This window comes from Bacillus sp. CGMCC 1.16541, from assembly GCF_003184905.1.
Taxonomy (GTDB): Bacteria; Bacillota; Bacilli; order Bacillales; family Bacillaceae_H; genus Priestia.
This window is the reverse complement of record NZ_QFRU01000008.1, coordinates 13188-34725: the sequence shown is the minus strand read 5'-3', so window position 1 is coordinate 34725 and position 21538 is coordinate 13188. Positions and strand designations below refer to the sequence as shown.

The following is a 21538-nucleotide window of genomic DNA, read 5'->3' as shown; positions in this document are numbered from 1 at the left end:
CAGGGAGCTTTTATTATTCTCACTTCTAAGAATCTATACTTTTTTCGTGAATTCGGTATAAAGGTTCGCGGGAATTTCATGTTCTAGCTTTAATTTTACCGTGATCGGCTTCTCTCCATCAAATTCCACTGTGGTTCCTTTTCCGATATAAATGTATGGCTCTGTCTTCCCATCAATTTTCTTATACTTTCGTACGAATAAGTGAAGCTGAATGCCTCTTTCTTCATTAAACATAATATTTTTTCCTCTTTCAGAGCTTTGCGCCGTACTATTTGGTGTTTGCCACTGAAAGTATCGTTCACTAATAAACTTATCTTGATAGTTAATACTTTCTTTAATATCTTCTTCTTTGTGTAAGTCAATAAATAAAAAATAGTCATTCTCATGAGTGAGTAACCCAGAACCTCGAAATGCAGTATGCGTCTTGCGATAGTTTGAAAGCAAAGCTGCATCAGTCATCTGATATTGCTCATATAGCTTAAAATGAGGGAGACCGTATCCTTCTGACTTAAATTCTTTTTCATAGCGAATAATCGCATACGTAATAATATCTTCTATATGCTTTTTAAACTTTTTATTTTCGATAACTCTAGTAAAACCATCTGTCTTTGTTAATATACCGTTTATATGTTGACATAACTGTGGTTTACTTTTTCTTTGACCACTATCATAGTAGTCTTGATTCAAGCATTCGAATGCATGACGAACGCTATCATCTTCTATTTGCTTTACATACTTAAGAATCTCTTTTTTAGCTGTATCAAGGGTGATATAATCATTCTCTAACGAATACTGCAAAAGTACAAATTCATGAACTCTTTTAAGTGGTAACTTACTCGATAACTCTTTGAGTACTTTTTCAAACGGTTCACTACTTAATAGGGAATGAGCATATTCATCTTTCTCTACATTTGCAACGAATTGCAAATAACTTTTATCTCGGTCTATAAATCGAATTGGATCAGGTGCCCCGTCATACTTTAAGTAATCCACTAAGTAGTAAGGTATTCGACCCTGATGTAACTTTTTAAATTCAAAGTATTCTTCTTTTAAGTATTTTAAAGAGTTGAAATTCTCGTTGTCGATTTGAGCTAAAATACGCTCTTGCGAAATTTTATCCATTTGAATGTGGGTACAGCCTGGAATATCAGCAAACCCCGTCGCGATGGCAATTTTCAGACTTTCTTTATCATAATACCGACTTCCACTTAACGCTATGGCGATTAAAAAAGCTTTGTTGTGATTCCCGATAAAGTCTAATACCGTCAAAAAGCTCTTGGATGGATATTTTCGAAGTCCACGTCCGAGCTGTTGAATAAAGATAATTGGAGACTCTGTTGGTCTTAACATTAACACTGTATTTACAGTTGGGATATCGACACCTTCGTTAAAAATATCAACAGTGAAAATAAACTCTAACTCATCTCCGTCATCTTCAAGTCTCCTGATACATGCCGTACGTTGATCTGACCTGTCACTTCCAGTTAAACATACACTTTTATAACCACGTTTATTGAACTCTTCAGTCATATAGTGAGCGTGTTCAATCGTTGCACAAAACCCCAAGCATTTACGCTTCTCTCCGTCATGACCATAAAAGCTCATATTTTCGATAATAAAGTCGACTCGTTCATTTACTTTTAGCCGCTTTGTTAGTTCTGCTGCATCACGTATGTCAATATCACTTAAATCAACACCATCAATATCTGTAATCCCAAAGTAATGGAATGGAACGACAAGTTCTTCCTCTAGCGCCTCATGTAGTCGAACTTCTAGTGCGACGTTATTGTCAAATAACTCAAATACATTGTGATGATCACTACGTTCCGGTGTCGCGGTCATACCAAGCGTAAACGTTGGTTTAAAGTAATTGAGTACCTCTTGATAGCTCGGACTTGTTGCATGATGAGCTTCATCAATAACCATATAATCGAATTCTTCTTCACGAAAATCTTGATAGCAATTGGACAGTGTTTGAATCGTTGCAAAAAGGTAATCTGCTTCTTTCTGTTTATCACTTCCGGTTAATAAACCGAATGTTAACCCTTGATTAACAATAAGTTTCTCAAACGTTTCTTTTGCTTTTTTCAAAATCTCTTCTCTATGAACAATAAATAGCAACTTCTTTGGTTGATAAGCTTTCACATCGAATGCTGACATATATGTTTTTCCTGTCCCTGTCGCAGCAATAACGAGCGCTTTTTCTTCTCCAAAAGCACGTAGTCTTTCCAAGTTTTCCATCGCACGACTTTGCATGGCATTCGGCACAATGTATTCTACATGCTCATAAACAAGTTTACTTGCATCACTATACGTGTTGATTTTCTTTAGAAAGCCTTCATATCTCTCAATAAACTCAGCTGTTGCTTCAATACTACTATTCCAAAGATGATCGTATTCTTCTAATACATCTTGAATAAATGGAGCATCATTTTTTGAAATCACTTTCACATTCCACTCAATATTACTTTTGAGCGCACTTTGTGTAATATTAGAAGAACCAATAATAACCTTATAGCTATTCTCGTTTTCAAAAATGTATGCTTTTGTATGGAAACCAATTTCCTTATCTGTTACAAATACTTTTAAATCAATATCTTGAAATTCATTGATTTTCTTCAACGCTTTTGGCTCAGTAAAATTTAAATAAGTCGATGTAATGATTTTTCCTTTTACACCGCTATTTTTTGCTGCTTTAAATGCGTCTAAAAGAAGCTGCAATCCGCTATAATTAATAAATGCCACACTAAAGTAGAAATGTTGACATTCATTAAGAGAAGCAACTAGTTCATTTAATAAATTTCCTTTTTCAGAATTGACAATAAGCTCTTTTTCAACTTCTGTTCCATTCATTTTTCTACCCCTAACATAAACAAAGTGCTTTCTTCCTCTATTTTAACGTAAAACAGGGGAAGAAAGCACCGTATTATGACATTTACTCACAAATACTTCCGCCACCTAGCCCCTAAACAAACACGTTCAACCGGTTCGTAGTAGTCTAGTGTGTGAAGGATGTTTTTGTCGATTAGACGATTTGCCACTTTCACTGCTTCGTTCATCTCCATGTTGAGGTGATGGGCGATATCTGTTAAGTCAATCATGATGATTTGGTTTGTTTTGGTTTGGTTAAAAACGTAACGAGCGAAGGTAGCTTCCTCTTTGGTGATGTCTTCTTGTGATCGCAGCTCATCGATAAAAGCGTGTTGATTAACCTGGTTGCCTCTCTTAAAAGTAAGGATGTTATAGGAAGCTAGTTGATCTTTCCAATCAACAAACATCCCCTCTGTTACAGGAATCAGTCCTCCTTCTTGCAGTCGACGCGAAACTGCCTCGAAAATGTCGTGAAGAACGATTTCTGATTGCGCCTTTGACATCTGTGTTTTAGCCGCCACCTCGCTGACTAACTGTGTGAAATCCATTGTCTATTGACCCCCTACTACATGTAAACCCCTTTATCTTTCTTTATCGTAACAAGATAGTTATACCAAAAATGGCTACACTTTCTTCTTCACCCAAAAACAAGTCGTACATGAAGCGTACGACTTGTGTAGAACCACTTTCCTGGTCTTTTCTTGCTTTTTCTGTCACTATCTGTATATACACAGCATGTTTAATAGTAAGTGCATTTTCTTTTTATATCAATAGTGAGATGGAACGGAATTTCCAATAGACCTTTTGACGTAAGTCTTAGCCTTTTTTCACAAAAATGCTTCTAATTTTTCATGTAGGAGAACGCAAGTACCTAACCTCATATAGAAAAAGAACTAGTTCTTTTTTAAAATTTCATATCAAGAATGATTCAGCTGATAACAGACAAAATCCCAGCATACTAAATAGAAGAAGTTGATCAAATTTAAAAACGAGAAACCTCGTGTTCAACACACAAAGCTCCTCGTTTTTGTTACCACAGCGGCTCTTCATTATTAGACAATTTCACCATGAACGGATACAGGATAAACATACAACCCGCTGCACCAATCAATAGACTGAACGCTACTTTTAGCGGAAGACCGAAGCTTGTAGTAAGTAGAAGAATAACCGGTGGAATAAAGCTTAGGATACTATTTTTCACACGAGAATCTTTCGTAAGATATTGTGCTTTCTCACAATATGGACACGTCATTTTTTGCGTGAGCGTAAATGACTTTTTGAACGTTTGTGTCCATGTCCATTTCGTTTGACAATGTTGACATGTTGGCATAATCATTCCTCCTCTATTTTATCGTAACATCTTTTTCCTTTTTCTTGTAAAAGTTCTATATTATTTATCCTTGTTTTTCTTTCTTCATCACCTGAAGTGTTACGAGAAGTCCTGTTAACCCCGATGATAGAATGGGAGCTAAGCTTAACCAAAAGAAACGCCATTCTCCTGTTAGCCATGAAACAAGTAGAAAAATAACAGGTAAAACCGTTAAAACAACAATCGAAACAATCAAACCAATTTTCGTTCCTCTATTCACATATGCCACTCCTTTCTAATGGAAACTGTACATATGATATGGCCTCTTTAACCTGAAACCGTGCTAAGTGGACAATCCATTCAATCCTCTTTTACGATGTGCTATAATGGGTATACGTTTCAAATTGGATAAGGTTTCTAATTTATCATAAAAAGTGGAAAAATAGCCTAAAATCAAAAGAGGAAGTAAACCTTCCTCTTTTAGCTGTCTTTAAAGAAGGTAAAATGGGTAAACCACTAGTAGAAAGATTTTAATGGGAGGATACATACATGATAGAAGAAAGACAAAGAGCCATTTTAGTTGGCGTTCAATTAGATAAACAGTCAGGCTTTGAGTATTCGATGGAAGAGCTGGCGAATTTAGCAGATGCTCGTGACATTGATGTAGTGGGTCACATTACCCAAAACTTAGATCGACTGAATAAAGCAACCTATGTTGGAAAAGGAAAAGTGGAAGAAATTCGCGCTCTTTTAGCAGAAACAGACGCGGATCTTATCATTTGCAATGATGAGCTTGCTCCTTCTCACCTTCGAAATTTAGGAGATGAACTTGATACCACTGTGATGGATCGTACAACGCTTATTTTAGATATTTTCGCAACGCGTGCTAAAACGAAAGAAGCACAATTACAAGTTGAAGTGGCAAAACTGAAATATCAGCTTCCGCGTCTAGCTGGGTTACACGAATCACTCGGCCGTCAAGGTGGTGGCGCTGGTGTGTCAAACAAAGGAGCTGGTGAAACCAAGCTTGAATTGAATCGCCGCCGCGTAGAAGATCGTATTACGGCACTGAACCTTGAATTAGAAACGTTTGTCGCAAAGCGTGAAGTACAGCGTAAGCAACGCAAAAAAAATGATGTTCCTGTTGTGTCCTTAGTTGGGTATACGAATGCTGGAAAATCAACCATTATGAATGCGTTTGTTGACATGTTTCATCCACAAGAAGATAAGCAAGTGTTTGAAAAAGATATGTTGTTTGCGACACTTGAAACGTCTGTACGCAACATTACCTTGCCCGATCAAAAATCATTTTTATTAACAGACACTGTCGGCTTTGTCGATAAGCTTCCTCATCATCTTGTCAAAGCTTTCCGCTCGACATTAGAAGAAGCAAGAGAAGCGGATGTATTGATTCATGTTGTTGATTATTCAAATCCTCATTACGAACAACTCATTGACATTACGAACAATACGTTAAAACAAATGGGAATTGAAGATGTACCGATGATCTATGCGTATAATAAAGTCGATCTCGTGGATGAACAAGAGCCGAAAGTGGAGAACGCTGTGTATCTATCTGCTAAAAAGAAAATGGGGATGGATCAGCTTCTTGATGCCATTGCTTCTTATATCTTTGATGACTATGTTGAATGTCAAATGCTCATTCCTTACGACAAAGGATATGTTACTTCTTATTTAAACGAAAAAGCAACTATTTTTGAAACAAGTTATGAAGAGAACGGGACTCTCCTTACTCTCGAATGCCGTAAGAAAGATTTTGATACGTATCAGGCATTTGTTATAGAGAACGAATAAGAATAAGGTGGGGTCATTACGACTCCACCTTTATTGTAATGACAACTTTTCCTTTGGTGTGTCCTTCTTCAAAGTAAGAGAAAGCCTTAGGCACTTCATCTAATAAAAAAGTACGATCAATAATCGCGTTGATTTCTCCTGATTCAAGAAGGTCTGCTAGAAAAAGCAAATCAGTTTGATTTGGTTTTTGTATGACGTGTTTCAACTTCTTTTTACTAAACCATGACATGAATGGCCCAAGCATGAGTGCTTCTGCAATTTGCTTCCCTCCTCCTCCAACCATGACGTATGTTCCATTCAACTTCAAGGCACGCCTATAAACGGAAATAGGTTGATAACCGTTTACTCCTATAATGAGATCATACTGCTTTGTTTTGATCGCAAATTCTTCTCTTTTATAATCGATGATCACGTCTGCGCCAAGTGATTGAACAACTTCTACCTGTTTCGTGCTACATATAGCCGTTACAGTAGCACCAAAGCATTTTGCAAGTTGCAAAGCAAACGTTCCAACACCCCCAGATGCTCCGTAAATTAAAACATCGGCTTCCTGCTTACCCTTGCTTATATGTTCTGACTTTTTAATCGCTACTTTCTTTCCACTCTTTTGATGAACAGCAAAGTAAACTTGACCATATGTTCCTTTCCCTATTGTTTTAATAAGTTTGTAGCTTTCTAAGTTACTCGAATTAATCCCTCTCACCTCTCAATGATCCGAAGTCTTTACAGATGCTTCTTTTTATCCTATATGCTATCCGCCCACCTTTTTATGAGAGCCTTGCAACACCGATTTGTTGCATCATCCTTCTTGATTTAAAAAGTGAGCTAACCCTTCCCTCCAGTACTTCATTTTCGGAAACCCTTGTTCTTCTAACCTAGCATGTTTCAACACCGAATAAGCCGGCCGTTTCGCTCGACGAGGAAAATCCTCTGATGTACATGGATACACGGATACCAACATACCGGCTTCTTCAAAAATAGCAACCGCAAATTCATACCAAGAACAACTTCCACGATTCGATACATGGTAAATCCCATATTTTTCAGTTTGGATAAGTGCTAGAATCGTAGCTGCTAGATCAACAACGTAGGTAGGCGAGCCGATTTGATCATCGACAACTGAAAGTTCCTTCTTTTCTTTCCCTAGTGCTAACATTGTATTTACAAAGTGACTGCCTTGCCCACCATATAACCAAGAGGTACGAACGATAAAACATTTTGTATGAAACCTTTTCACGAAGTCTTCTCCTGCTAACTTAGATTTTCCGTAAACCCCTAATGGAGAAGGAACCGAACATTCATGATAGGGCTCTTTCCCTGTACCATCAAACACGTAATCTGTACTTACATAAACGAGCTTTGCACCTACTCGTTCCGCTGCAATTGCTACATGTTTTGTTCCATATGCATTGACCACATAAGCTTGTTCTGCTTGTAATTCAGCTTCGTCCACTTTTGTATACGCCGCACAATGCAACACAAGATCTGGCTGCACCTCATTCATCAAGTCATTCACCTGTTCTTCGTTCGTGACGTCCATCTGTTGCCGACTAAATCCATATACGTCAAAATAATGATTCAGAAAAAGAGCTGTTAACTCCCTTCCTAGCTGACCGCTTGCACCTGTGATAAGTACTTTTTTCACGTTTAGTCACCTTACCTCTTTTTATAACCGCAAACGTTTTCAACATTTTCACGGCACTTCCACCACTGCGGATGATTGATATACCAAGAAATGGTTTCGCTCATTCCTTGTTCAAATGTATAAACCGGCTCCCACCCTAACGTTGACCGTATTTTGGTTGCATCGATTGCATAGCGATAATCATGACCCAAACGATCTTCAACAAATGTAATAAGTGACGGGGAAGCTCCTACCTTTTCAACAATAAACTGAACGACTTCATTATTTGTACGTTCGTTCTGTCCGCCAATATTATACACCTCACCTTGTTTTCCTTTATGTAGAACTAAATCAATGGCAGAACAATGATCCTTTACATGTAACCAATCACGGACATTCTTCCCATCTCCATAGATTGGTAACTTCTTTCCTGCTAATGCATGAGTAATCATCCGAGGAACAAACTTTTCAGGAAATTGATAAGGTCCATAATTATTTGAACACCTTGTGATATTCACATGTAAGCCGAACGTTTCATAATAAGCACGCACCATCATGTCTGCTCCTGCTTTACTTGCAGAATATGGGCTGTTAGGTGCTAATGACGTTTCTTCTGTAAAATATCCTTGCTCACCTAGTGAACCATACACTTCGTCTGTTGAGACCTGGACATACTTTTTTACATGGTTGTTTTTTGCTACATCAAGTAACACTTGTGTACCTAACACATTACTTTTCACAAAAACACCTGGCTCTTTTATACTTCGATCCACATGAGATTCGGCTGCAAAGTTTACGATTGTATCAATCGAATGACTTTTCACAATCCGATTCACAAGTTCATGATTTGTAATATCTCCTTTTACAAATGTATAGTTCTTCTGTTTCGCTAAATCTTTTACACTTTCTACGTTACCTGCGTATGTAAGTAAATCATAATTGACGATTTGATAGTGAGGATACGCTTTTTGCATATAACGTATGAAGTTACTCCCAATAAAACCAGCTCCACCCGTTACAAGAATATTCATGTTCTATCCCTCCCATATAAAATGATGTTCTGCATCAATAAGATTTGGGTGCTTTTTATCTTTTTCTGATAAAATCGGACTTCGAGTAGGCCAAGTAATGTTGAGCAATGGATCATCCCAGGCAATGCCACGATCACAATTTGGTGCATAGAATTCGTCTACTTTGTACTGCACTTCTGTTTTCTCCACTAACGTGCAAAAGCCGTGAGCGAATCCTTTTGGTACAAGAAGTTGTTGCTTATTTTCTGCAGATAGGTAAAAATCTTGCCATTCCCCATACGTAGGTGAACCTTTTCGAATATCAACAATCACATCACAAATTGCACCACTTATCACCCGAACAAGTTTCGCTTGCGCTTTCGGATGCAATTGATAATGCAGCCCTCGCAGTATGCCTGATTGCTGTGAGAGAGAATGATTATCTTGAATGAAGACTGCTCTTATCCCATATTCGGCAAACAACGTTTTATCATAAACCTCAATCACTAAATCATCAAAATCCGTTCGAATACGAGGTTCAATCAAAAGCGCTCCGTCAAGTTTTGTTGGTACAACTTTCACCATTTTGTCTCCTCTCTTAATAACCTCCAATGATACCTTGATTCGCTAAACGAAGTAAATATTGTCCATATTCATTGTTTTGGAGTGGTTCTGCAAGTGCTAAAAGCGCCTCTTTTGAAATATATCCTTTTCGAAAAGCAATTTCTTCTAAACAAGCAACTTTCAAACTTTGGCGCTTTTCAATGGTTTCAATGAACGTAGAAGCATCTACTAATGATTCATGTGTTCCGGTATCAAGCCATGCAAAGCCACGTCCTAGCAACTCGACTTGAAGCTTGCCACGACGCAAATATTCTTCATTTACAGCTGTAATTTCAAGCTCACCACGAACAGATGGCTTAATCGATTTTGCAATGTTAACCACATCGTTATCATAAAAATACAAACCTGTCACGGCGTACGTCGACCGTGGATTCGTCGGCTTTTCTTCAATGGACATGACGTTTCCATCCTTATCAAATTCCACAACACCAAATCGCTGTGGATCTTTGACATTATATCCAAATATGGTAGCGCCATCAGAATAATGAGCCGCGCGCTCGAGCGTTTTCGTAAATTCATGACCATAAAAGATATTGTCTCCGAGAATTAATGCAACGGAATCATCGCCTATAAATGCTTCGCCAATCAGAAAAGCTTGAGCAAGCCCATCAGGTGATGCTTGAATCTCATAGCTTAGTTGAATACCTAACTCTGTGCCATCTCCTAATAACTGCTCAAATCGCGGCGTATCCATCGGCGTTGAAATAATTAAAATGTCTTTTATTCCCGCTAACATCAACACTGATAGCGGATAATAAATCATTGGTTTATCATAGATTGGTAGCAGTTGCTTTGATACAGCTTTTGTCAAAGGATATAGACGTGTTCCACTCCCACCAGCTAAAACAATCCCCTTCATTTCCCCACCCCTATATATAAAGATAAGTTGGGCTCATTTCTTACCCTATTATATTTTGAAGTAGGCACTTTTGTTCCAGATTTTTATCAGTCACACTACAGTAGGTTGTAGAAATGAAGAAAACGATTGACTTTGCAGAACTTTCAACCGATGACGTCACAATTTCAACAAAAAAGAGGGTGGGACACAACGAAATGATTCCTTCTCAAAAACGAACAATACCGTTTCTATCATCGTGATGTTATAACAACAAGTTCGTTCCATTTCGCTCCAGCCACTCGCTTTCCGCGGGGAGAAACCTGAGCCTCCTCGTTCCTGCGGGGCCTCATCCTTTCCTCTATTTCCCGCAGGAGTCGATTGCCCTACGCTCCATTCCACTATTCTTTTAAACTTGTTTTCCAAACAAAAAAAATATCCGAACTATAAAGAGTATAAAACTCAAAATGGTTCGAATATATTATCAACTGAAATACTTATGTCCAAGCCTCTTTTTTATTACACGGTAAAATCTTTTTGTTTTTCAAGCAACGTTTTCAAATAACGAATACTTTCTCCGACACTTTCAATCGCTGATCCGTCACATTGGTCTTGTTCAACAATCCACCATTCGACGTTTGAGGACGGACCTTGTTGGAGAATGGCTTCTATATCTACTCCACCTGTTCCTAGTCTCGCGAATGTTTTTCGGTCATCTGTTGTCATATCTTTTAAATGAACGAGAGGGGTACGGCTTTGATAACGTGTTAACCACTCGACTGGACGTTCACCTGAAAGAGTGAGCCAATACACATCAAACTCTGCTTTCACCCACTCTGGACTTGTTTCCTCTAACATCATCTCAAGCGGGGTGCGACCGTTTGCAAAACGAATGAGTTCAAAGTCATGATGGTGATACAACAATGTGAGACCTTCACTCGCGCAGCGCTCTCCTACATGATTCAACACACTAATAAGATGACGGTAATCCTCTTCTGTTTGTCTTTCTGGTGGTAGATAAGGGCAAACGATATACTTACTTCCGATTTCTTGCTGATAAGTTATCACTTGTTCTAGGTTTTCTTCTAGTTCTTCAATTGAAACATGACTTGAAACCGCTTTTAATCCTAATCGGTCGAGTACACTCTTTAACTCATTTGCTTGTAACCCACCGTATCCAGCAAATTCTACTCCTTCATAGCCAAGCTCAGCTACTTTTTCTAATGTCCCAATAAAATCTCGTTCTGTTTCTTCTCGTAATGTATAAAGTTGAAGTGCAATTGGAATGCGTGTCATCATTTCTGTCTCCTTTACAAGATGTTGGTATGTAGGTATATTCCACTGTTACTCTTCTAGTTCATGTTGAGTATTTCCTGCTTGTTTTTTTCCTTATAACACTTCATTCCCTTTTCTTTCCTTTTAAAACACCTCTTCTAGGTGATATTTTTCATCTAATAAACCAAAGAAAAGCTTTCGGCCACACGCGATAAATAAAAGGTGCTGTAGACAACAGATTTACAATCCGTTCTGTACAGCACCTGCTTTTGCGACTAGTTGACAATCCTGAATATCAAGTGACCATAATCCTTGATTTAAAACAGTTTCTGCTTTTGTGATATCAAGCTTTTTTGAAAAGTTTGGACCATCTAATACAAACGAGTGATACTCACCTAACTCACCCATGACCGCTTTTCCTGTCTGTTCCATGTCATAAAAGAACCGCCAGCCAAGCATTCTTCCAACCCATGTTTTATCAAAATAGTCTTGCGATGCTCGGCAAATAACAGATCGAAAGCCAAGTAAGATGAACTCTTCTAACAAACGACTCGACTCTTCTTTGCTCGTCCATAATGGAAATAGCGCTTTAAGTCCTGCTTTATATGAAATAGATTCATTCCAGTGACGATCCTCTTCTTCATATAAGCTACCAAACGCCACAGCGTCTGCACCATACTTTTCTTTTGTCTCCACGAGTGCGTGCTGAAAAGACTGCTCATACGTACCAGCGGAATCAACTAACACAAGCGGAAGACCTAATGCTTTTGCTTGTAATGTTAAAATGGGCAGTCGAATACCGTGCGTATGACTTCGACCATCTTTTTTTGATACCATAGAGAGTAAGCAAACAACCTCATGCTGTTGCTGTAGGCGATACAAAGCTAAGCAGCTATCTTTCCCTCCACTCCATGATACAATGACTCTTCTTTTACTCTTCTCTTTCATCTTCTTCACAACCTTTGTTTCATTCACTACTTCGACTCTCATTTAAAGCGAAAAAATTTCGCCAATGCCTACTTCTATCGCTTTTTTATAAACACTTGCTGCAACCATTGTGTCTAAGTAAGCAATTCCTACTGATTTATAAAACGTGATTTCGTCGCTTGTTGTACGACCTTGTTTTTCACCAACAATAATCTCACCAATTTCTCCGTAAATAGAAGCTGAATTCCATGTTCCTTCTTTCATTGGTACGAGGAAATCACCAGCTTCATGAAGCGCTCCTTCTAGTGTATCAACTACAATTTTATCACTTTGATGTAGCGTTTGAACATCGACTTCTTGCATATGAGGTTGATACGAACCAATCGCATTAATGTGTGTTCCTTTTTTCAATGCGCTCCCCTCAAAGATAGGTGTAGTTGACTTTGTACTACAAACGATAAGATCTGCTTGTTGCACGGCTTCATCGGCATTTTTTGCAATAGTAATCGCTCCACTCCAATTCGGAAACAATTTCTGCAAGGTTTCTTTCAGACTTGCTGCTTTATCCGGTGTGCGGTTGTAAAGCACTAGATGATCTAATTCTCGCACAGCCATCATTGCTTGAATTTGTCCGATTGATTGTGCACCACACCCTAACACAGCACAGACTTTTGCATCCTCTCTTGCTAAATACTTCGTTGCGACGCCACTTGAGGCTCCTGTTCGCAAAACCGTTAAGTAACTCGCATCCATCATTGCTACATGCTCACCCGTTTTTGCATCTGTTAATACAATCATTCCTTGCAGTACATTTCGTCCTTGCTGTGCGTTCGTTGGAAAGATGCTCACGATTTTAATCGCTGTATAGTCTTCTGGTTCAATATAAGAGGGCATATACAACGTTTCAGCGCCAACCTTTTCATGAGGAACAGACAACCTAACCGGTGCAATGGTTTTCCCTTCCTGTCCGTATCGAAACGCTTGTTCCACGTCTTTCAAACAATCTTCCATTGAATATAACTCTCGAATCATTCGTTCATTTAGTAGTAGCAAGATGCTCACTCCTTTTATAGATTAACAGGCGAATAGGTGAAGAATACTCTCCACCTATTGGTTTTAGAATGATGATGTTTGGTCTTTTGAACCTTCAACGTGTTTGGTTTCACGTGTAAACATAATGGCTACTAATGAAATAAGACCTGTCACGATAATGTAAATGGCCACTGGTGTCGAAGAGTTATTGTACGTAGTAAGTAGCGCAGTTGCAATTAGCGGTGCCGTTCCACCTGCAATCGCTGCCCCAATTTGATACCCAACTGTTACCCCTGTGTAACGAACATTTGTCGCGAAAATTTCTGAAAACATTGTGCCAAGAATAGCGGTAATCGGTGCCCAAATAATCCCTAATCCAATAATTGTCGCGACCGTTAACCAAAAGACAGAGTCCAATGAGAGTAAATAAAAGTACGGAAATGCATATAAAATCATTCCAATTGTCCCGCCAATATAAAGAGGCTTACGTCCCACTTTATCTGACCATTTCCCCATAAACGGAATCATAATGGTCGTAATAAGCGTCGCGATTGTCACGGCATTGAGTGCTGCACTTCTTTCAAACCCTAACGTACCTGTTGCATATGAAATAATAAACGTTGAAAAGATATAAAATGGTGCTGTTTCCACTACTTTCGCGCCAACAGCAATTAAGACAGAACGCCAATGATATTTGAATGTATCAACAAGTGGCATCTTCGAAATATTTCCTGTTTCTTTCGCTTCTTTAAATGCAGGTGTTTCATCTAAACCATTTCGAATCCACAAGCCAAGAAAGACTAAAAGAGCGCTTAAAATAAATGGTACGCGCCATCCCCATGCAAGGAATGATTCATCCGGTAAAAGCGTCATGAGTGAAATCGAAAGCGTTCCAAGCAACATCCCGATGGTCACACCCATTTGTGGGATACTGCCAAAAAATCCGCGTTGTTTTTTCGGTGCGTATTCAACTGCTAATAAAAGGGCACCGCCCCACTCTCCACCAATTCCAAGACCTTGAACTAAACGGAGTATAATTAATAGAATAGGAGCCCATATCCCAATCGTTTCATACGTAGGCAGCAATCCAATAAGCACCGTCGCAATTCCCATTAATGATAGTGTCATAACAAGCGTCTTTTTTCGTCCAATTCGATCTCCAATATGACTAAAAATAATGCCTCCAAGCGGACGAATGAAAAATGGAATCGCAAATGATGCATACGCAAGCATTAACCCTACGACCGGATCTTCGGACGGAAAATACAGCTTACTGAACACAAGTGCTGCCACTGTTCCATATAAAAAATAATCATACCATTCAATTGAACTTCCTATTAAACTCGCAATTAGTGCCTTTTTGGCAACTTTTGCTTCTCCTTTTGTTTGAGCCATATGGATCTACCCCTTTTCGACCATTATGATGAAAACAACTGTTGAACGGATAATTCTACCGCATCAATGAGCTTGTCTACTGAGCGTTTTGCCTGCTCAGGTTGTTGTTGTTTTACATGGTGAAAAAGCTCTTCATGAAGGTGATATGTATCTTCAAAGATTTGTTGAATACGTTCATCGACTTGCCAAAACTCGTGAAACGAATCGTAAACGGCTTCAATCATCTGACATAGCGTTGGATTGTGAGAAGCTTCGTACAAGGTTTTGTGAAACAACAAGTCAGCTTGTGCCGTATCTTGGTTTAGGATACGAAGACGTTCATAAATGCGTAAATTTTCTTCCATTTTCACAAGTTGCTCATTTGTTGCACGCATGGCTGCTAACTCAACAGCTCGCCCTTCTAGCCCTCGTCTTACATCACAAAGCTCAAGTAAAAAAACCTTCTCACTTTCAATGATGACACGTGTTTGAATATGATGCGCGCCAGCATCTTTTACAAATACACCTCGTCCATTGACAATCTCCACTACATGCAACGCTTCTAAATGCCGCAATGCTTCTCGAACGCTCGTCCGACTTACGCCAAATTGCTCTCCTAAGTCGCCCATTGATGGAAGCCAATCACCTTTTTTTAATCCTTTTTTTCTGATATATTGCTTAACTTCGTCCGCGACCATTTCATGCAGAAGTTGCTTTCGAACGTGAATCAACGACCTCCCTCCTCCTTTACTTTTCTCTAAGCTGTCTACCTATCATATAGGCTAGTATAATATGAGTAGTAAGAAAATTACAAATGTTTTTTTTGGAAGATACTTTCATTTTTCAAACCTTCTTCTACATCAAAAGTACGAGAAACATCATTCATAAGATGGAAGATTTTTCAACAACTTATCTCGTATACTACTAATAAGATCCTAAGATGAAAGAAGGAAAAACAATGAAAAAAACGTGGCCAAATCAAATGGGTGTCACTCAAATTCGAATAGCACGCCCAACGAATCAATTAAAAAAGATAGAAGAATTTTATTGCCAAGGATTAGGACTTCAAAAAATAGGGTCTTTTCAAGATCATGATGGCTATGATGGGATTATGATTGGTCTCCCAGATAAAGACTATCACCTAGAATTTACGCAACATAAAGACGGAAGTCCATGCCCCGCTCCAACGAAAGATAACTTACTTGTTTTTTACATTCCAGAAGAAGACACGGTCAAGCAATTAATAGCTAGATTAAAAGAAATGGGCTACGAACCTGTCTCACCTGAAAACCCGTATTGGGAAGAAAAAGGGATTACAATTGAAGATCCTGATGGATGGCGAATTGTATTCATGAACTGGATTGGGATTGGCCATTCCTAAACAAAAAAACTAGAGATCCCCTCTAGTTTTTTTCATTTATCCCCCAGTCATATCCTGATTTTCCGAGGTAATACAGAACAAATGCAGAAGAAACAACGCCGGCTAACGCAATGAGAAGATTCATTTGAACAACTCCTTACAGATGTCTTTTACTCATTTTAACATACTTTTTTTGGAAGGAACGAGACATTCATCTCCTTACACTCCACTTGATTTACCCCTCCTTTCGCATACATCAAGCATAACTTCTCTGCTTACTGCGATTATAAATCCACCCACATAAAAGAACACTCATCTCATAAAGCAGAAACAATGGAATAAGAACAAACAATTGAGAAAGAAGGTCTGGTGGTGTTAAGACTGCTGATAAAATTACTAAAGCTAGATACACAAACTTTCTATATTTCGTCATCATCGTTGGCGTAAGAATGCCTAGCTTCGTCAGAAATAAGACAATGGCTGGTAGCTCAAACAGAAGCCCAAGCCGAATCGTCAAAGGTTGAACCGAATGGGATCACTTTCCCCTCTCTCGATTCAACCTTCTCACCTATAAATCTATTTCTTCTTCAATTCATTTGATAAAAATTCAACATCGGTTCCAACAATGACTTGAAGATCCGTGTCGCTTAATTTAATCACACCTTTTGCGCCTAGTTGTTTCAAGCGCGCTTCGTTTACCACACTTGTATTCTTTACTTTTAAACGAAGACGGGTGACGCAGTTATCAATTTCGACAAGGTTATCTTGGCCTCCTAATGCTTCTACATACGAATCAGCTAGTTTAGCATAGTTGCTGTTTGATGTACCACTTTGCTCAAATTCTCCTTCTACTTCCTCTTCACGCCCTGGTGTTTTTAAATCGAGCTTGATGATTAAGAAATAGAAAATAACAAAGTATAACGCTGCATAAATAAGACCCACACCTGCTAATAAGAGTGGCTTTTGCGCAATTCCAAAGTTTAAGAAGTAATCGATTGCTCCTGCTGAGAATCCAAAACCGTGGTGAATATCAAGCACATATGCAATCGACATCGCCGCACCCGTCAACACGGCGTGAATGACATATAAAACAGGTGATAAAAACATAAATGAAAACTCAATCGGTTCCGTGATTCCTGTTAAAAAGGATGTTAAAGCTAGACCGACTAATGCTCCTGTTAATGCTTTTCTACGCTCTTTTTTCGCTGCTGCAATCATCGCAAACGCAGCTGCCGGAAGGCCGAACATCATGACTAAGAAGAAACCTGACATAAAGATTCCTGCTGATGGATCTCCAGCAAGGAAGCGCCATAAATCTCCTTTGATCACATCGCCTGCTGCATTAGTGAATTCTCCAAACTCGAACCAAACGACTGTATTTAAAATATGATGCAACCCTAACGGAATTAAAAGGCGGTTCAAGAAACCGAATACCCCAACACCTGCTGCTCCTGCACCAATGATCCATTCTCCAATACTATCAATGACCGCTTGAACAGATGGCCATACATACCCAAACACAAACGCTAAAGCCAACATCACAAGTGATGTAATAATCGGAACGAATCGTTTTCCGCCAAAGAATCCGAGCCAGTCTGGTAATTTAATAGAATGATAGCGATTATACAACAGACCTGCAATAACCCCGGCAACGATACCTCCTAATACCCCCATGTTAATGGTTTCATTAATGGCTGCTGCTCCTTCAGTTAAAACAAAGTAACCAACCGCCCCCGCAAGTGCTGCTGCTCCACTTCCGTCTTTTGAAAAGCCAATTGCTACCCCAATCGCAAATAACAATGCTAAATGTCCAAAGACTGCATTCCCAGCTGCTGAAACAAACGGAATGCCAAAGAAATCATCTTGCCCTAATCGAAGCAACAGTGCTGCTGCGGGCATAATTGCGATTGGTAACATCAATGATTTACCAATTTTCTGCAAAAATCCTAACATGTGAAAACCCCCTCTTTTATAGGCTGTACTTATAACTATGTAAGCGTTTTCTATAATAACCCATGCTCTTTTTAGGAGACAAGCTTTTTTTTAGAAAAATTCCCCACCTTCTATTTAACAGGTAGGGAATTTCGCGACTGTTAATAAAGTAAATACGTTTGTCGAACCGTTTTAAACTCCTCTAACTCTACTTGCCACTGTGCTTGCATGTCTTCTACTGAACGACCTGCGACAATTCCATCGCGTACCCAACGGTTGCCCATTAAGTTATCAAAAAATGAAATGCCTGCGCTATTCTCTGCACGGAACGCAAAATTATCTGGATATAAGTCATGAATCGTTTTCACAATGTGAAGACCTGTTTCGATTGGCTTATATGTTTTACGGTCGGTAATATGAATTTGGATACCGTGAGATAACTGACCCGCATGCTTTGAAAACGTTGGTGTGAATGAAGCAGCTCGAAACGCAACGCCTGGTAAGTTTAATTCATTTAAGCTTGTTGCTAACTCATCGGCATTAATAAACGGTGCGCCAATTAATTCAAACGGCTTTGTTGTGCCGCGTCCTTCTGATACGTTCGTTCCTTCAATTAATGCTGCACCTGGATACGTAATCGCTGTCTCAAGCGTTGGCATATTTGGAGATGGCATGACAAACGGAAGCTTCGTATCATCGTAGTACATGTGTCGCTTCCAATTTTTCATTTCCACTACAGTTAAATCTGCACCAATGCTAAACTCTTTGTTAAAAAGCTTCGCTAACTCTCCAACAGTCATCCCGTGGCGAAGCGGAATGGCGTAATTCCCAACAAACGACGCATACTTCATATCTAAGACAGGGCCTTCTACATTCGTACCGTTTAATGGATTCGGACGATCTAATACGATGAATGGCATATTATTTTCTTTTGCTGCTTCCATTGCATATGCCATTGTGTAAATGTACGTGTAAAAACGCGCTCCGACATCTTGAATGTCAAATAATAAAACATCAATATTCTCAAGCATCTCTGGCGTTGGTTTTCTTGTTTTTCCATATAAGCTGTACACAGGTAATCCCGTTTTTCCATCTGTGTAAAATTCAACGTATTGCCCAGCTTGTGCATCACCGCGAACGCCATGCTCTGGTCCATAAAGTGCGGTTAACTCTACTTCTGGGTCGTTATGAAGCAAGTCCACAATGCTTGTTAACTGTTTGTCAACTCCTGTTGGATTTGTAATAAGACCCACTCGTTTTCCTTTTATCAGTTCCTTTTTGTCACTCAATAGAACATCTACACCAAGTGCGAATTCTTTCTCTTTTTTCCCCTTGCCATACGCATGTCCATTTCCTTTTCCGTTATCTGCTAATACGACAGATAACGAAGAAAGGATTAGGATTGCCGTCAAGCATGTAATGAGCCATTTCTTCACCGAAAATCCCTCCTCTTTTTAGTAGCTTAAACCATGTCCAAATGGATACAATACATTAGTTGTTGTGCCTGGAATGGTCACTGGCAGCTTCCCACTCGGATAATTGTCACCAAAAATGGTTGCCGCACTAGCTTGGAAACTTGCTGGCCTGAATCCGTATTGCGCAAGATAAGCGTCAACATTTGGGTAAGCCATAATGTCATACGGATTTCGAATACCAATTGCGATAACTGGCGCATCCGTTTCTAGGGCTAGCTTGTTAACAAGTTTCATTTGCGTGTTTTCAGGTGATCGTCCCGCCACACTAAATGTGCTTGTCCCAACAATGACCGCTTTTGCTTGTTTCACGATTTGCATTTGTGCTTCTGTTAATTGAAACGTTGATGATGCTTCGATAATCGTTGCGTTTGGATGATGTGCTTTAACCGCTACTGCTAAGTCCGTTAAGTTTGTGCGCCCAACTACGACAACATTGTCGTCACTTGATACATTTAACGGAAGAGCCTGTTCGTTTTTCACCAATGTAATCGAACGTTCTGCGGCTTCTTTTTCCACTGCTTTATGAGCAGGCGATCCAACCACTTGTAGCGCATTTGCAACTTTTTCATCGATTGACTGAGGTACTTCTTCTTTAAAAATGCCACGCTTCACTTTTAACGTTAACAGACGCTCAACTGATTGTTCGATACGCTCTTCACGAATCTCACCGTCTTTTACAGCTTTAAGTAACCCTTCAGCTACCGCTTCTAATCCAACTGGCATTAACACGATGTCTGTTCCTGCTTGTACAGCACGAATGGCCGCATCGACTGGACCGAAGTGATCAGCAATGGCTTTCATGTTCATGGCGTCTGTTGAAATGACACCTTCGTAACCCATTTCGTCACGAATTAACTTGGTTAACACGTTATACGAAAGAGTCGCTGGCACAGCAATCTCTGAGCCATCTTTTTCTGAAATCACTTTTGTATCATCAATTTTCGGGAATGTCACATGAGCTGTCATAATCGCATCAATTCCCGCATTCATTGCTTGTTGAAATGGGTACAATTCTACTTCTTTTAAACGTTCAAGGTCATGCGGCACTTCTGGTAGTCCAAGATGAGAGTCAACCGCTGTATCACCATGACCAGGAAAGTGCTTCGCTGTGGCTGCGACGCCTGCTTCTTGAAGTCCTTCAATGTACGCAACCCCCATATCAGCAACAAGCTTTGGATCTTCACCAAATGAGCGAACACCAATGACTGGGTTATCTGGATTATTGTTAACATCCATATCAGGTGCAAAGTTCACGTTAATTCCTAATGATGCAAGTTCTTCTCCAATTGCTCGACCAACGTGACGAGAAATATCAGTCGAACGCGTTGCACCAAGTGCCATGTTTCCTGGCATGTCTGTTCCTGACTGAAGGCGTGTCACAATGCCCCCTTCTTGGTCGATTGTGATTAACAGCCCTTGCTTTTCAGCTGCTTCTTGGTATTGAGACACAAGCTTCGCTGTTTGCTCAGTGGTGACAACATTTTCACGGAATAAAATGACACCGCCAAGATGATACTTTTTCACAAGTGCTTCAATCTCTGGGAGCATTTCTGTTACGTTTTTTCCGTTCCAGTTACGAAAATCTGGCATTAACATTTGACCGACCTTTTCTTCAATCGTCATTCCTTTTATCGCATGATTAATGACGTCATAACGTTCACCTTTTTCTTTTCGTAAAACAGGAGTGACTCCTTCACTTGTTTTCTTACCATGTATCGCAATACGGTCTGTAAATGTTCCATCACTAACCGTAATAAATGTTCGGCCTGGTTTTTCGTTAAACGTTACCTTTCCATGTTGATCAACGGTTGCGACTGTTTTATTTGATGATGTCCATGTTAAATGACTGGTTGCTTTTTTAAAATGACCATCTTTAAAAACACGTAGTGCTTGAAATTCAGTGTGATTCCCTACTTCTTTTTCGACTTGTGGAATGTTTTCAACAAAGATTAAATCTTTGACATCACGTTCTGCTGATGCAACTACCGGCTTCATCATTCCTACTTGCGTAATCACGAGTAGAAACGCAACGGCAGATAAAACAAGCTTTTTCATTCTTTTCTTCATCTTTATCC

Annotated in this window: 21 protein-coding genes; 3 read left to right on the top strand and 18 right to left on the bottom strand. The window is 39.4% G+C overall.

Annotation, left to right across the window (positions count from 1 at the left end):
* Positions 1-33: 33 nt before the first annotated feature.
* From DIS06_RS09645 to DIS06_RS09630, 4 genes are all read right to left on the bottom strand, one after another.
* The gene (locus tag DIS06_RS09645) at positions 34-2853 is read right to left on the bottom strand and encodes a DEAD/DEAH box helicase (RefSeq protein ID WP_110113060.1); all 2820 of its coding nucleotides are present in this window, start codon (positions 2851-2853) and stop codon (positions 34-36) included.
* 86 nt (positions 2854-2939) lie between these two features.
* Positions 2940-3419 (bottom strand): HU family DNA-binding protein, encoded by a 480-nt coding sequence (locus DIS06_RS09640; RefSeq protein ID WP_110113059.1) that lies wholly within the window; start codon positions 3417-3419, stop codon positions 2940-2942.
* A gap of 482 nt (positions 3420-3901) precedes the next feature.
* Positions 3902-4201, bottom strand: coding sequence for a TIGR04104 family putative zinc finger protein (locus DIS06_RS09635; protein WP_110113058.1), 300 nt, complete (start codon positions 4199-4201; stop codon positions 3902-3904).
* 64 nt (positions 4202-4265) lie between these two features.
* Positions 4266-4460, bottom strand: a complete 195-nt coding sequence (locus tag DIS06_RS09630; RefSeq protein ID WP_110113057.1) for a hypothetical protein — start codon at positions 4458-4460, stop codon at positions 4266-4268.
* A 269-nt stretch (positions 4461-4729) separates the two neighbouring features.
* On the opposite strand from DIS06_RS09630, the gene hflX reads away from it, so the two are divergent.
* Complete coding sequence (gene hflX / locus DIS06_RS09625) at positions 4730-5995, top strand: GTPase HflX (protein WP_110113056.1); 1266 nt, start codon at positions 4730-4732, stop codon at positions 5993-5995.
* Positions 5996-6011: 16 nt separating this feature from the next.
* Here hflX and DIS06_RS09620 read toward each other — a convergent pair whose 3' ends face one another.
* The 5 genes from DIS06_RS09620 to rfbA all read right to left on the bottom strand — a co-directional run bounded on the left by DIS06_RS09620 (position 6012) and on the right by rfbA (position 10112).
* Positions 6012-6698, bottom strand: a complete 687-nt coding sequence (locus tag DIS06_RS09620; protein WP_110113055.1) for an NAD(P)-dependent alcohol dehydrogenase — start codon at positions 6696-6698, stop codon at positions 6012-6014.
* Positions 6699-6794: 96 nt separating this feature from the next.
* Positions 6795-7640 carry a dTDP-4-dehydrorhamnose reductase gene (gene rfbD, locus DIS06_RS09615; protein ID WP_110113054.1) on the bottom strand — a complete coding sequence of 282 codons (846 nt, stop codon included), beginning with the start codon at positions 7638-7640 and terminating at the stop codon, positions 6795-6797.
* 11 nt (positions 7641-7651) lie between these two features.
* Positions 7652-8650, bottom strand: a complete 999-nt coding sequence (gene rfbB, locus DIS06_RS09610; protein ID WP_110113053.1) for a dTDP-glucose 4,6-dehydratase — start codon at positions 8648-8650, stop codon at positions 7652-7654.
* Positions 8651-8653: 3 nt separating this feature from the next.
* On the bottom strand, positions 8654-9211 hold the full coding sequence (rfbC, locus tag DIS06_RS09605) for a dTDP-4-dehydrorhamnose 3,5-epimerase (protein ID WP_110113195.1): 558 nt from the start codon (positions 9209-9211) through the stop codon (positions 8654-8656).
* A gap of 16 nt (positions 9212-9227) precedes the next feature.
* Positions 9228-10112: a glucose-1-phosphate thymidylyltransferase RfbA gene (gene rfbA, locus DIS06_RS09600; RefSeq protein ID WP_110113052.1), complete on the bottom strand. Its 885-nt coding sequence runs from the start codon at positions 10110-10112 to the stop codon at positions 9228-9230.
* Positions 10113-10225: 113 nt separating this feature from the next.
* Between rfbA and DIS06_RS20735 the strand changes: the two genes are divergently transcribed.
* A complete protein-coding gene (locus DIS06_RS20735) occupies positions 10226-10351 on the top strand; it encodes a hypothetical protein (RefSeq protein ID WP_275425422.1) in 126 nt (41 codons plus the stop codon).
* Between the two features lie 256 nt (positions 10352-10607).
* Here DIS06_RS20735 and DIS06_RS09595 read toward each other — a convergent pair whose 3' ends face one another.
* The 5 genes from DIS06_RS09595 to DIS06_RS09575 all read right to left on the bottom strand — a co-directional run bounded on the left by DIS06_RS09595 (position 10608) and on the right by DIS06_RS09575 (position 15427).
* Entirely contained in the window at positions 10608-11384 is a 777-nt protein-coding gene (locus DIS06_RS09595) for a sugar phosphate isomerase/epimerase family protein (RefSeq protein ID WP_110113051.1), read from the bottom strand.
* Positions 11385-11603: 219 nt separating this feature from the next.
* Positions 11604-12338 carry a Dph6-related ATP pyrophosphatase gene (locus DIS06_RS09590; RefSeq protein ID WP_162595929.1) on the bottom strand — a complete coding sequence of 245 codons (735 nt, stop codon included), beginning with the start codon at positions 12336-12338 and terminating at the stop codon, positions 11604-11606.
* Between the two features lie 15 nt (positions 12339-12353).
* A complete protein-coding gene (locus DIS06_RS09585) occupies positions 12354-13343 on the bottom strand; it encodes an ornithine cyclodeaminase family protein (RefSeq protein WP_110113049.1) in 990 nt (329 codons plus the stop codon).
* A 63-nt stretch (positions 13344-13406) separates the two neighbouring features.
* On the bottom strand, positions 13407-14717 hold the full coding sequence (locus DIS06_RS09580) for an MFS transporter (protein WP_110113048.1): 1311 nt from the start codon (positions 14715-14717) through the stop codon (positions 13407-13409).
* A gap of 23 nt (positions 14718-14740) precedes the next feature.
* Positions 14741-15427, bottom strand: coding sequence for a FadR/GntR family transcriptional regulator (locus DIS06_RS09575; RefSeq protein WP_110113047.1), 687 nt, complete (start codon positions 15425-15427; stop codon positions 14741-14743).
* A 227-nt stretch (positions 15428-15654) separates the two neighbouring features.
* Between DIS06_RS09575 and DIS06_RS09570 the strand changes: the two genes are divergently transcribed.
* Positions 15655-16077, top strand: coding sequence for a VOC family protein (locus tag DIS06_RS09570; protein ID WP_110113046.1), 423 nt, complete (start codon positions 15655-15657; stop codon positions 16075-16077).
* Positions 16078-16312: 235 nt separating this feature from the next.
* On the opposite strand, the gene DIS06_RS09565 is transcribed toward DIS06_RS09570, so the two are convergent.
* The 4 genes from DIS06_RS09565 to DIS06_RS09550 all read right to left on the bottom strand — a co-directional run bounded on the left by DIS06_RS09565 (position 16313) and on the right by DIS06_RS09550 (position 21530).
* Positions 16313-16573, bottom strand: coding sequence for a twin-arginine translocase subunit TatC (locus tag DIS06_RS09565; protein ID WP_110113045.1), 261 nt, complete (start codon positions 16571-16573; stop codon positions 16313-16315).
* 59 nt (positions 16574-16632) lie between these two features.
* Positions 16633-18009 (bottom strand): N-acetylglucosamine-specific PTS transporter subunit IIBC, encoded by a 1377-nt coding sequence (gene nagE, locus DIS06_RS09560; protein WP_110113044.1) that lies wholly within the window; start codon positions 18007-18009, stop codon positions 16633-16635.
* Positions 18010-18149: 140 nt separating this feature from the next.
* On the bottom strand, positions 18150-19424 hold the full coding sequence (locus tag DIS06_RS09555) for an exo-beta-N-acetylmuramidase NamZ family protein (protein WP_110113043.1): 1275 nt from the start codon (positions 19422-19424) through the stop codon (positions 18150-18152).
* A gap of 18 nt (positions 19425-19442) precedes the next feature.
* Positions 19443-21530 (bottom strand): glycoside hydrolase family 3 protein, encoded by a 2088-nt coding sequence (locus DIS06_RS09550; RefSeq protein WP_110113042.1) that lies wholly within the window; start codon positions 21528-21530, stop codon positions 19443-19445.
* Between the last annotated feature and the right edge of the window lie 8 nt (positions 21531-21538).